Source organism: Paralcaligenes sp. KSB-10, from assembly GCF_021266465.1.
Lineage (GTDB): Bacteria > Pseudomonadota > Gammaproteobacteria > Burkholderiales > Burkholderiaceae_B.
Genome location: NZ_CP089848.1, coordinates 1840186 through 1851739, shown reverse-complemented (window position 1 = coordinate 1851739; position 11554 = coordinate 1840186). Strand labels below are relative to the sequence as shown.

At 58.9% G+C, this 11554-nt stretch carries 11 protein-coding genes; 8 read left to right on the top strand and 3 right to left on the bottom strand.

The features are described 5' to 3' along the window. Positions 1-28 precede the first annotated feature (28 nt). The 6 genes from LSG25_RS08365 to phoU all read left to right on the top strand — a co-directional run bounded on the left by LSG25_RS08365 (position 29) and on the right by phoU (position 5991). Entirely contained in the window at positions 29-805 is a 777-nt protein-coding gene (locus tag LSG25_RS08365) for a sulfite exporter TauE/SafE family protein (protein ID WP_232744205.1), read from the top strand. Between the two features lie 4 nt (positions 806-809). Continuing rightward, positions 810-3314 carry an ABC transporter permease gene (locus LSG25_RS08360; protein WP_232744204.1) on the top strand — a complete coding sequence of 835 codons (2505 nt, stop codon included), beginning with the start codon at positions 810-812 and terminating at the stop codon, positions 3312-3314. Between the two features lie 2 nt (positions 3315-3316). Beyond that, positions 3317-4015, top strand: coding sequence for a 3-deoxy-D-manno-octulosonic acid kinase (locus tag LSG25_RS08355; protein ID WP_232744203.1), 699 nt, complete (start codon positions 3317-3319; stop codon positions 4013-4015). Between the two features lie 25 nt (positions 4016-4040). Then, positions 4041-4397, top strand: coding sequence for a Spx/MgsR family RNA polymerase-binding regulatory protein (locus LSG25_RS08350; protein ID WP_232744202.1), 357 nt, complete (start codon positions 4041-4043; stop codon positions 4395-4397). Between the two features lie 31 nt (positions 4398-4428). Next, positions 4429-5127, top strand: a complete 699-nt coding sequence (rpiA, locus tag LSG25_RS08345; RefSeq protein WP_232744201.1) for a ribose-5-phosphate isomerase RpiA — start codon at positions 4429-4431, stop codon at positions 5125-5127. Between the two features lie 138 nt (positions 5128-5265). Then, positions 5266-5991 carry a phosphate signaling complex protein PhoU gene (gene phoU, locus LSG25_RS08340; RefSeq protein WP_232744200.1) on the top strand — a complete coding sequence of 242 codons (726 nt, stop codon included), beginning with the start codon at positions 5266-5268 and terminating at the stop codon, positions 5989-5991. A 242-nt stretch (positions 5992-6233) separates the two neighbouring features. On the opposite strand, the gene LSG25_RS08335 is transcribed toward phoU, so the two are convergent. Then, complete coding sequence (locus tag LSG25_RS08335) at positions 6234-6506, bottom strand: oxidative damage protection protein (protein ID WP_232744199.1); 273 nt, start codon at positions 6504-6506, stop codon at positions 6234-6236. Positions 6507-6672: 166 nt separating this feature from the next. Here LSG25_RS08335 and LSG25_RS08330 point away from each other — a divergent pair, with 166 nt between their 5' ends. Continuing rightward, positions 6673-7893 carry a CaiB/BaiF CoA-transferase family protein gene (locus LSG25_RS08330; protein WP_232744198.1) on the top strand — a complete coding sequence of 407 codons (1221 nt, stop codon included), beginning with the start codon at positions 6673-6675 and terminating at the stop codon, positions 7891-7893. A 112-nt stretch (positions 7894-8005) separates the two neighbouring features. Next, positions 8006-9283, top strand: coding sequence for an MFS transporter (locus LSG25_RS08325; protein ID WP_232744197.1), 1278 nt, complete (start codon positions 8006-8008; stop codon positions 9281-9283). 57 nt (positions 9284-9340) lie between these two features. Here the strand turns inward: LSG25_RS08325 and LSG25_RS08320 are convergent, their stop codons facing one another. Both LSG25_RS08320 and argA read right to left on the bottom strand, forming a co-directional pair. Beyond that, on the bottom strand, positions 9341-10105 hold the full coding sequence (locus LSG25_RS08320; RefSeq protein ID WP_232744196.1) for a glycosyltransferase family 25 protein: 765 nt from the start codon (positions 10103-10105) through the stop codon (positions 9341-9343). Between the two features lie 22 nt (positions 10106-10127). Then, entirely contained in the window at positions 10128-11483 is a 1356-nt protein-coding gene (gene argA, locus LSG25_RS08315) for an amino-acid N-acetyltransferase (protein ID WP_232744195.1), read from the bottom strand. Positions 11484-11554: the final 71 nt, after the last annotated feature.

Below are 11554 nucleotides of genomic sequence, written 5' to 3'. Positions count from 1 at the left end.
AGCGCTTACGTCGATCTGGGAGTCTCGGGTGGAGTGGTACATAGTTGGCTTGGGTTGTCTGCTTTCGGGCGCCCTGATCGGTTTTACCGGAGGTGTATTGGGCATAGGCGGTGGCTTGCTGGCTATCCCCTTGCTGGGCCTGGTGCTGAATATGCCGCAGCAGGCAGCGCAAGGCACCGCCCTGGTCATGGTCCTGCCCGCGGTGCTCCTGACGGTGCGCAAATACAATCAGCGCGCCAAGATCGATTTGCGTGCGGCGGCGGCAGGTGCCGCGGGCTCCATCCTGTTCACCTGGATAGGCGCAAAAATTGCCCTGGGTATCGACCCCACGCTGCTGCGGCGTACCTATGCGGTGTTCATCCTTGGCATTGCGATTTTTTATTTCCAGCAGAGCCGGCGCAAGACCGCGCCCTCCCGGCCTGCCGCGCCGTGCCGCAATGCCGGCGATTTTCATAAGGGATGGTTCGCGCTGGTAGGTGTTTTTGCGGGATTGGCCGGCGGGGTGTTCGGTGTGGGCGGCTCGGTTTTGGCAGTACCATTTCTAACAACGTATTTCCGCCTGCCGCAGACGTCGGCCCAGGCGCTGGCCTTGACCATGATCATTCCCGGTACAACCGTCGCGCTGTTTACGTATACGGCTCACGGGCAGGCCGACTGGCCCATAGGAATTCCGCTGGCGATAGGCAGTATTTTCTTTGTGCCTTACGGGGTCAGGTTTGCCTATGCGCTACCCGAACCGCGTCTGAAGAGGATATTTTCCCTGATGCTGCTTGTGATAATTTTTTTACTGCTGATCAAGGCCTGAACCTATGCATGGAAAGTGGCTTGCGGGCATTCGCCCAGGAGTGCTGGCGCTGCGGCGCGACTGGAGCTCGGGCGAGTTGCGGCTGCTCCTGCTGGCTCTGGTCGTTGCGATCGCGGCGGTAAGCAGCGTCGGATTCCTGGCCGACCGGGTCGGCGCGGCCCTGGGGCGCGATTCCGGCCAGATGCTGGGGGGCGACATTGCCCTGGAGGCCGATGCGCCCATTCCTCAATCTTTTATGGAGCAAGCCGGCAAGGCGGGGTTGGCGTATGTGCGAACCTTGCAATTCCCGTCCATGGTCAGCGGCCGGCAGGGTTCGCAACTGGCTTCTCTCAAGGCCGTGGCCCCGGGTTATCCCTTGCGTGGCGCACTGCGGCTTCAAGGGGCTGCGGCAGGCAAGGAGGTCGTTGTGCACGACGTGCCGGACTTGGGTTCGGTTTGGGTCGATCCCCAAATTCTGGGCGCGCTGGGCCTTGGGCTTGGCGATTCACTGGAAGTGGGTGACTCGGTATTGAAAATAAGCGGTATCGTCAGCTATGAGCCGGACCGCGGCATGCGGTTCATCAATGTGGCGCCACGCGTCTTGATGCGTATCGAAGATGTGCCGAAAACCGGCCTGATTGCACCGGGTAGCCGTGTCAAATACGGTTTTCTGGTGGCCGGCGAGAGCGCTGCCGTCAAGGGCTATGGGGCGTGGCTCGATGGACACCTTGAGCGCGGGCAGAAACTCAATACCGTGGGCTCGGCCAGGCCCGAGATCCAGAAGGCACTGGATCGTGCGCACCAGTTCCTGGTATTGGTGGCTTTGCTCACTGTAATGGTCGCTGCAATTGCGATTGCGCTGGCGGCACGCCGGTTCAGTTTGCGACATCGCGATGGTATTGCCGTCATGCGCTGCATGGGTGCTTCGCAGTCTCAATTGAGCCGGATGCTATGGGTCGAGTTTGCCCTGCTGGCCCTGCTGGCTTCCTTCGTTGGAATTGCCATCGGTTTTGCGGCTCACCTGGGCCTGGTATCTGTCGTCGCATCCTGGCTGGATACCAGCTTGCCTGCGTCGTCCTGGACGCCCGCGCTGCAAGGAATGGCAACCGGCCTGGTATTGTTGCTGGGTTTTGCGCTGCCGCCGCTTGCCGCTTTGCGCCGGGTTGCTCCGGCCCGTGTCCTGCGGCGCGAAACGGCGATGTGGCAGCCGCGCAATGGCGTGTCCTATGGGCTTGGCCTGGCGGCTTTTTGTATCCTGGCGCTGTGGTTTTCAGGCGATTTGCGCATGAGCGCCATTGTGACAGCAGGTTTTGTGCTGGCGTTTGGTGCCTTTGCTCTATGCGCCTATGCCGGAATCTGGGCGCTGGGCTTGCTGCGCCATCGCCTGAATGGCCGTCCAGCCCTGCGTTTTGCCTTGGCAGGCATGGCTCGCCGCAAAGGCCTTGTTGTGACCCAGGTCTGTGCACTGTCCATGGGGCTGATGGTCTTGCTGCTGCTGGCGCTTACGCGCACCGATTTGCTGCAGGGCTGGCAGAACACGGTGCCTGCGGATGCGCCTGATACTTTTCTGATCAATATCCAGCCTGACCAGCGTGCGGCGGTGGCGACTCGGCTGCAGCAGGGAGGCGTGGCTTCAATAGTGCTGTCGCCCATGGTGCGCGGCCGGTTGGTGTCGATTAACCGGCGGCCCGTCACCGGCAGCGATTATGCCGAGGATAGGGCCAAGCGCCTGGTGGATCGCGAATTCAATTTGTCGTACCAGGATCAGTTGCCGTCCGACAATCGCATCCAATCGGGGCGTTGGCTCGATTCGAATAAAAATGAGGTTTCCATAGAAAGCGGCCTGGCCGACGCCCTGGGTATAAAGCTGGGCGACGAGCTCGGATTCGATGTGGCGGGCCAGACGGTCGATGTCAGGGTCAGCAGCGTGCGCGAAGTGAAATGGGATTCCTTTCAGGCCAATTTTTTTGCGCTTTTGAGCCCGAGGGCGTTGAAAGATGCCCCCACCACGTACATCACCGCCTTCCGGATTCCCGCCGCGGCACCGGATCTGGTCCAAAAGCTGGTGCACGAATTTCCCAACCTTACGGTATTTGATGTCCGGGCAATTTTGCGGCAGGTTCAGCATGTGCTCGATCAAGTCATTCAGGCCGTGCAATTGCTGTTCTTGTTCACCGTTTTTGCCGGTATTCTGGTGCTGGGCGCTGCACTGTTTTCCACACGCGACGAGCGTATCCAAGAGGTTGCCCTGCTGCGCTCCCTTGGCGCGAGTGCGCGTCAGTTAAGGCAGGCCCAGCGCGTGGAACTGGTGCTGGTGGGGGTCGTGGCTGGATTGCTGGCCGCGGCCGGTGCCGTGGCAGTGGCGTGGGTACTGGCGGACAAGGTGTTCGACTTCGAGCTGTCGTTCCCGTGGTGGCCGTGGCTTGGCGGTATCGTATTGGGTGTTACAAGCGCCAGCGCCGGGGGGGCTATCGCCCTGCGGGGTGTACTGACTACTCCGCCCCTGGCTCTTCTCAGAGAGGTGCCGTGATCATGGGCAGCACGACTATCCGGGATCTGGCCTTGAATCATGGGGCGATGCGGTTCGATTCCAGCCGCCTTGCTCATGCGGGGCCATCCGTTTTTGATCCGGCTGCGGCCGATAATCGGGCGGTGCCGGTTCAGGTGGGCGGGCGACAGGCAGCCTGGTTTACACAGGGCGAATTTGGCGCGGGCGTGCTGCGGCAGTATCGCCGTGGCGGCATGATTGCGCGTCTCAGCCGCGATCGCTATTGCTGGACAGGTGCCGAGCGCACACGGTCGTTTGCGGAGTTTGGACTCTTGCGGTACATGCGTGAACGAGGCCTGGCCGTGCCGGCTCCGTTGGCGGCCGCCTATTGGCGCAACGGCTTCACATATCGCACGGCAATCCTGGTTGAACGCATTGCCACTGTGCAAACGCTGGCAAAGGTGCTGGAGCAGCCCAGTCATGAAGCGGTGGCCCGCGCCATCTTTGCCATGCATCAGGCGGGCGTCTGGCATGCCGACCTGAATGCCTATAACATTCTGCTCGACGAGGGGGGAAAGGCGTGGCTGATCGATTTCGACCGTGGGCATCGGCGCGGCGTATCGTCCAGACAAAGGCGGGCTAATTTGTTGCGCTTGCGCCGCTCCCTCGATAAAGTGGCCGGGCCGGCCGGTGTGGCCTATTGGGAAGAGCTTGACCACGTGTATTGGCGGATGGCGCGCTAGCGAGTCGGTAAAATAAGGAATCAGCATGAAGACGATAAAATTGTATGGCCTGCGCAAATGCAGTACGTGTGTGAAGGCGATGAACTGGCTGGATCAGCATGGTCAGGCCTATGTATTCAGCGATTACCGGGATCAGCCCATCGCGGCGCAGCACCTGAAGGACTGGGCGCGCGAACTGGGCGGCTGGGAAAAACTGGTCAATCGGGCTTCGCTGACCTGGCGTAATCTTCCCGGCGAACGCAAGGAGCCTGGTACGGATGCGCAATGGCTGGCGCTCATCGCCGAGTTCCCCGCGTTGATCAAGCGGCCGGTCGCCGTTGATGCGGGCGGTTCGGTCAGTGTCGGTTTCTCCGAAAAGAAGTACGGCCAATTGTTTGGCTGATTCGTTTCTTATTATTTTCAGGACAATTTTCATGCTGACGCAGGAAGAGCTCAAACAGAACGTCGCCAAGGCGGCGATCGATTACGTATTGCCGTTGTTGGGGCCTGACGTCGTCCTTGGAATTGGAACCGGATCGACGGCCAATTTGTTCATCGACGGCTTGGCCGATCACAAGCACCGGTTCAAGGGGGCGGTTTCAAGTTCCGAGCGCAGCGCCGCGCGCTTGTCCGCCCTGGGCATTGCCGTTTTCGACCTGAATCAAATTGAACGCATGCCGCTGTACATCGATGGAGCCGACGAGATCGACGGCGGCCTGAACATGATCAAGGGCGGAGGCGGGGCGCTTACGCGTGAAAAAATTGTTGCATCGGTGGCCGACAGGTTTGTTTGTATCGTCGATGAATCCAAGCTGGTTCCTTATCTGGGTGCCTTTCCGCTGCCTATCGAAGTGATCCCGATGGCGCTTGCCGCCGTGGCGCGACGGCTTGCCAGGTTTGGCGGGAATGCCGTCTTGCGCAAGGATTTCGTTACGGACAATGGTTGCCGGATTCTGGATGTATCGGGGCTGAGTATCAAGTCGCCGGCCGAACTCGAGGCGGAAATCAATAATATTCCAGGGGTAGTCACCTGCGGGCTGTTTGCCATCGCCGGGGCTGATGTGGCTTTGCTGTCAACCCAGGATGGGGTTCAGCAATTACATTCGCCGCGGTCACAATCACGTAATAATTAGCGTGTAGGCTGAAAACTTTGCGCTTGGGCCGTTGGTATTGCGTGCAATCTTGCGTGCGCCAGGCTTATTATTCCCTGATGCCGTACGGTATTCGAAGCGCTTCCTATTTATAGACTCTTGCGATGACAAAAGGCTGATATGTCCGAGCATACGAATAAACAGTTTCATTCCGACCTGGAGACTACGCGCTCCCTGTTTCTGCAAATGGGCGGTGTGGTCGAGGCCATGATCCAGGAGAGCATGGAGGTGCTGGCCAACGGCGATCTCGGTCTGGTTGATCGCGTGCGGGAACGCGAAAAGGATGTGAATCGGCTCGAGGTCGAGATCGATGAGCTTATCGGCCTGCTGATTGCGCGCAATCAGCCTACGGCGATTGATTTACGGCTTTTGCTGTCGGTTTCGAAAATGCTGACTGACATGGAGCGCTGCGGCGATGAGGCCGAAAAGATAGCCAAGGTGGCGCGCCGCCTGCACGAATCCGAAAGCCGCTATGTGCCGGTGATCGAACTGCGCCACATGGCGAATTATGTCACTGCCATGATTCGTGATGCGCTGGATTCGTTTGCGCGCGAAGACCCGGTACATGCGGCTACTGTGGTGCGCAACGACAAGGAAGTGGATAAGGAATGGAAGGGCTCCTTGCGCCACATTATTACGTACATGATTGAAGATCCGCGTACGATTTCGCGTTCGATCGATCTGATCTTTATTGCCCGTTCGCTCGAACGGATAGGCGATCATGCCAAAAACATGGCGGAGCGGGTCATCTACATGGTGCGCGGCGACGATGTGCGCCATACCGGGGTCAAGAATACCGAGCGCACGGCGCGCGGCGAGTTGCCTGATGAAGGCAACGAAGTCTGATTGCTATTGCCGGGGCGTTTTGTATTCTTAATTCGCCACGGTGGCGGCCTGGGCACAGCGGCTGCGCCTCGCCGGGCCTTGGCGTTGCAGGACTGCCCGCCTCTCAAGCCCCGGACAGGTCGGCCGCGGAACTCGCGCCGCGCGCAGCATGCTGCGCGCACCCGTGGCGCTCGAACAGCCGCAACCTTGCTTCCCCGTCCGGGGTTTGAAAGGCGGCTGGCCCAACGTTCTGGCGCGGATTGTCAGGCTGGTGGGGGCACGAAGCCCTGGGCTTCAACGGAACCGTCTTCGAACAGAAAGCTTTCCATTTGCTGCGCCAGGTATTTGCGCGCACGGGCATCGGCCAGGTTAAGGCGGTTTTCGTTTACCAGGCGGGTCTGGATATCTATCCATTGAGCCCAGGCTTCTTTGGAGATGCTCTGCCAGATGCGCGTTCCGAGCGGACCTGGATAGGGGGGGAAGTCCAAACCTTCCGCTTCGCGCTTGAGTTTTACACATTGAACCATACGAGCCATGACTTCATACCTTAAAACAAGTGAACAAGTAGCTCCTATTGTACCCAGAGCCGGTACGACAGCCAGGGCGGCCTGCACGGGAAGCCTTGCCCAATCCGGGTACCCTTGATATCCTTACTTATCCATAAAAATAAATACATGGATGTGAAAATGAAGGTCAAGAAGAATGAGCGGTCCGCTGGAGGGTGTTCGGGTTATTGACATGACGACCGTATTGATGGGGCCCTATGCGTCGCAGATACTGGGCGACATGGGGGCGGATGTCATCAAGGTGGAATCGCCGCACGGCGACCTGGTGCGTGACCTGGGGCCCATGAAGCACGAGCACATGGGGGCCTTGTACCTGCATATCAATCGCAGCAAGCGCTCGATCGTATTGGATGTCAAAAAGCCCGAAGGGCGCGAAGCCCTGCTGCGCCTGGTGGCCGATGCCGACGTCCTGCTTTACAACATCCGGCCTCAATCCATGGAGCGTCTCGGACTGGGTTACGACGTTGTAGCCGGAGTCAATCCGCGTATTCTGTATGTCGGTACATTCGGCTTTGGCCAGAATGGGCCCTATGCCGCCAAGCCGGCTTTCGATGATCTCATACAAGGCGCCATTGGCTTGCCTACGCTCATCAAGCAGGCCGGGTCCGATGTGCCGCGCTACGTGCCGTCCAATATTGTGGATCGCACTGTCGGCTTGTATGCCGTCTCGACGCTGTGTTCCGCCCTGTATCACAGGGAAAAGACCGGGCGCGGCCAGCGTATTGATATTCCTATGTTTGAAACCATGGTCAGCCATCTGTTGAGCGATCATATTTCCGGCGAGACGTTCGATCCACCCCTGGGCCCGGCTGGCTATGCGCGGCTGCTGTCATCCGAGCGGCGTCCGTACAGGACCCGCGACGGTTTTGTTTGCGCGGTCATCTATAACAACAAGCAGTGGGCCGCGTTCTATGAAGCGATTGGCCGCTCGGATGAAATCGAGAACGATCCGCGCTTTGTCGACCTGGATACCCGCAATCGCCACATCGATCAGTTGCAGCGGATGGTGGCAAAAATCTTCACTGAGCGTACCACCAGTGAATGGCTGCATTTGCTCGAGAGCGTGGATATTCCCTGCATGCCGCTGCACACGCTGGAGTCGATTTTCGATGATCCGCATTTGCGGGCCGTTGATTTGTTCCAGTGGGAGGAGCATCCGACAGAAGGACGTTTGCGCCGTGTGGGTGTGCCCACAACATGGTCGGATTCCCAGCCTGAGCCTGGCCGCCCGGCCCCTGCGCATGGCCAGCACAGCGTGGAAGTGCTGCGCGAGGCCGGCTATCGCGATGACGAAATCGCGGCCATGGTCGAGCGCGGCATTACACGTGATGTTGCCATCGATCAAAAGAATGACTGACGGTATGAATATTGAAACAAGCGCTTATTGTGTGGAGCCCAATTCCTATGCACGGGTGAGAGCGCTGTTGATGGCACAACGTGCGATCCAGGCCGTGGAGCAATCAAGATAAATGTTTTCAATAGCTAACTCGACGGCTTTTCGGGGCAGGAAGCATTCAGATGCGTTCCTGGCCGGCTTGGCTTTAATGCTGGGGTTTCTGTTCAATGTAATTGGTCGCGGCATTGGCGATACTTACATTGTGTTTTTATTGCCCTTAGGCTCCGAGTTCGGCTGGAGTCGTTCCGAGATCTCCAGCGTTTATTCGGTCTATATGTTGTCGGCAGGTTTGTCGGCGCCATTTGTCGGCATGCTTTTCGACCGTTGGGGCCCGCGCGTGGTCTATTCATTTGGGCTGGCTTGCCTGGGTAGCGCGTATGTCCTGGCTGGCAGCCTGAACCAACTGTGGCAATTTCATATTTGCGTGGGGGTGGCGGGAGGCATAGGTGTCTCGGCGCTAGGCATGGTTCCGGCCGCCAGTCTGGTCAGCCGCTGGTTTCGGGGCAACACGGGTACCGCGATCGGCATTGCCTATGCGGGCTCGGGCTGCGGTACGCTTTTGATCGTGCCGTTGGCGCAATACATGAGCCAATCCATCGGCTGGCGCAGCGCCTATCATGTCTTGGGCGCCAGCCTGCTGTTTCTGTTTTTTCTCGCTTTATTCTTGCCCTGGCGCGCATTGCGGGCGGGGCGTCGCGACGACAATGCCTGCGGCGACCCCTCCCGGGCTCAAGCGCGCCGTGCCTTGCCGCGGGGAGCCCCCTTGCTGGCGGCGCTGAAAACGCGCGCGTTCTGGTCGCTGGCGCAGGTTTTTTGCTTTACCGGCTTGGCCATGTATACCATTCTGGTACAGACCATCGCCTTTCTGGTCGAGAGCGGTTTTGCGCCGCTGGAGGCGGCCAGCGCATTTGGCGTGGCAGGCATGCTGTCGGTCATTGGCGTGACGGCATCGGGCACATTGGCCGACCGCATCGGCTATCGGCGCACGGCCATGGCCAGTTTCGTGTGCACGTTTCTGGGCTTGATTCTGCTATTGGCCCTGTCGTACCGTCCCTCGCACTGGCTTCTGTTCGGATTTGTCGCGTTATTTGGCATTGCCCAGGGCGCCCGCGGCCCCATTGTGTCCAGCCTATGCGCCAAGATATTTCCCGGGGCGGGGCTGGCTACCATCTATGGCACTATCTACGCATGCATGTCGCTGGGTGCCGCAACCGGCTCGCTGGCCTCGGGCCTGTTGCACGATCTGACAGGCGGTTACCAGGCCAGTTTTATATTTTCGATGCTGAGCGTCTTGGTTGCCGTGGCTCCATTCTGGACTTCTCCGGCCTTGAGGCGTTTTTCGCGCTCGTAAACGGTTGTTGAACCGCGCCATCCCGTCAGAAAGAAGCGGCGCCTGCCGCCTTGAAGGCTAATGCCGTTTTTGCCGAATGGAAAAGAGCATATTGTGCGTGGCCCTTTTCACGGTATCGGCCAGATTGGCAAACTCCCGGCGCAGCACGTCCGACCATGAGCGCTTCGGACCCGGTGCCGCGACATTGATGGAGGATTCAAAGCTCTCGTCGGGCCGGATACAAAATGGGTCCAGGCCTATGGCTTCGACCTTGTGTTCAAAAAAACGGTCCATCGTGTCGTCGACCGGATAGATCCATTCCGAACAATAATCGAGCAGGGCCTGTGCCTTGCCGGGAGTGATCAGATAGCCTGCGGTATGGGAAAAGCCTTTGGCGAATTTCTTGACAGTGAACGGGCCAATCCGCTCGAGAATCAAACCCCGATGATCCTTGATCTTGTTGCTGGGCTGGATCCAGACGAAACCGTATTTATCGGCGAACTGCTCCGCTATTTCATAGAAAGGCATGAACGGCGCCAGCAAAATGGCGTCGTCTTCGAGCACGATGATGGCTTGCCCGTCGCGCACGCATTTCTCCCAAAGCAGATAGTGGCTGGCAAAACAGCCCAGTTGGGAGGTCCGCAGTGGCGTTCCCTTGCCTTTCCTCCGGGCCCGTTTCTTGTCGTTATATTTGTCAAATAAATAATGGTGGGGATTTTCCGCGCCGTTGACCGCATCGAAAAAAAGATAATCGACGCTCAGTTCCTGCAACTGCCGCCGCATGAAGTCCCGCCTGTTTGTGGCGGAAGCAAGGCTTACAACATGAATGACCGGTTTGGGCATGCGGGGCTCTGTAAACAAAAGCTTAAAGCTTTTTGATGAATATCATGCTGTTGCGCGACCGGTTGTAGTGCGCCTGGCGCTCGCGGGGCAGATCGGAAATGCCGCCCTGCACGAAGCCGCGCTTGATGAACCAGTGCGATGTGCGAGTGGTCAGTACGAACAATCGCCTTGCGCCCATCGCGCGCGCGCGGGATTCGGTATGGCGCAGCAGGATTTCGCCTTCTCCCGTGCCCTGCCATTCGGGGTGGACGATCAAACAAGCCATTTCGGCCATATTGTCTTCCATATAAGGCATCAGGGCCACGCAGCCGTAAATGACGCCATCGTGTTCCAGCACCGTGAACTTTTCGACGTCGCGCTCAATGACGGAGCGGCCTCGCGGCACCAGAGTGCCGTCGGCCTCGAGCGGGTCGATAAGCTGAACGATAGCCCCCACATCGTCCACGGTCGCCGGTCGCAAGTCGTCCAGTGTATCTTCCACAACCATGGTTCCAACGCCGTCGTGGGTAAAGATCTCGAGCAGCATGCTGCCGTCCAGCGTGTAGGGAACCAGATGGGCGCGCGCCACGCCGCGCTTGACGGCCAGCGAGGCGTGCCGCAGAAACGACGCTGTGTCTTCATCCAGGGTGCCGGCGGCAAGCAGGGCGTCGGCATCTTCGCGGGCAAGTTCGGTATCGACCGCGCCGTCCGCATCGAGGACAGTGCGTCCCTGGGTCAGGAAAATCAGCTTTTCGGCGCGCAGGGATGCCGCGGCGCTGGTGGCCAGGTCTTCCATCGCCAGGTTGAAGGCTTCCCCTGTGGGCGAGAACCCCAGCGGCGACAGGAGTACGATAGCGCCCTGGTTGATGATGCTTTTGATCGCATCCAGATCGAGTTTGCGCACGGTGCCGGCATGCTTGTAGTCGACCCCGTCGATAATGCCTACGGGACGGGCGGTTACGAAGTTGCCCGAAATAACGCGTATATGGGCGTGCGACATCGGTGTATTGGGCAAGCCCTGGCTGAACGCCGCTTCGATGTCCAGGCGGATTTCACCGGCCGCTTCCTTGGCGCATTCCAGCGCTTCGGCGCTGGTCGGCTCGGTTCCGCGGCCGAATTGAGTGTTGTAGCCTTTGAGCTTGAGCTGTTCGTTGACCTGGGGGCGCGACCCGTGCACCAGTACCAGCCTTACTCCCAGGGCCGACAAGAGGGAAAGATCTTGCACCAGGGTGTTCAAGGCGCCGTCGCCGACCAGTTCGCCGCCGAAGGCGACAATGAATGTTTTTCCGCGAAAATCATGGACATACGGCGCAACGTCACGAAACCAGCGCACGAATTGAGCGGGGGCGAATTCGGGGGCATCCTGGGCTGATACGGTGTCTGGTTCGTTGGTGGCCATGTCTATTTGCTTAGTGGGTCAATTAAGGGGTTTCGCACAAAATTATAATGAGTGCAGCCCATTGAAAAGAA

Coding starts and splice junctions, on each gene's coding strand:
- phoU (WP_232744200.1), top strand. CDS start 5,266: ATGTCCGAGCATACGAATAAACAGTTTCATTCCGACCTGGAGACTACG.
- LSG25_RS08350 (WP_232744202.1), top strand. CDS start 4,041: ATGAAGACGATAAAATTGTATGGCCTGCGCAAATGCAGTACGTGTGTG.
- argA (WP_232744195.1), bottom strand. CDS start 11,483: ATGGCCACCAACGAACCAGACACCGTATCAGCCCAGGATGCCCCCGAA.
- LSG25_RS08320 (WP_232744196.1), bottom strand. CDS start 10,105: ATGCCCAAACCGGTCATTCATGTTGTAAGCCTTGCTTCCGCCACAAAC.
- LSG25_RS08355 (WP_232744203.1), top strand. CDS start 3,317: ATGGGCAGCACGACTATCCGGGATCTGGCCTTGAATCATGGGGCGATG.
- LSG25_RS08325 (WP_232744197.1), top strand. CDS start 8,006: ATGTTTTCAATAGCTAACTCGACGGCTTTTCGGGGCAGGAAGCATTCA.
- rpiA (WP_232744201.1), top strand. CDS start 4,429: ATGCTGACGCAGGAAGAGCTCAAACAGAACGTCGCCAAGGCGGCGATC.
- LSG25_RS08335 (WP_232744199.1), bottom strand. CDS start 6,506: ATGGCTCGTATGGTTCAATGTGTAAAACTCAAGCGCGAAGCGGAAGGT.
- LSG25_RS08360 (WP_232744204.1), top strand. CDS start 810: ATGCATGGAAAGTGGCTTGCGGGCATTCGCCCAGGAGTGCTGGCGCTG.
- LSG25_RS08330 (WP_232744198.1), top strand. CDS start 6,673: ATGAGCGGTCCGCTGGAGGGTGTTCGGGTTATTGACATGACGACCGTA.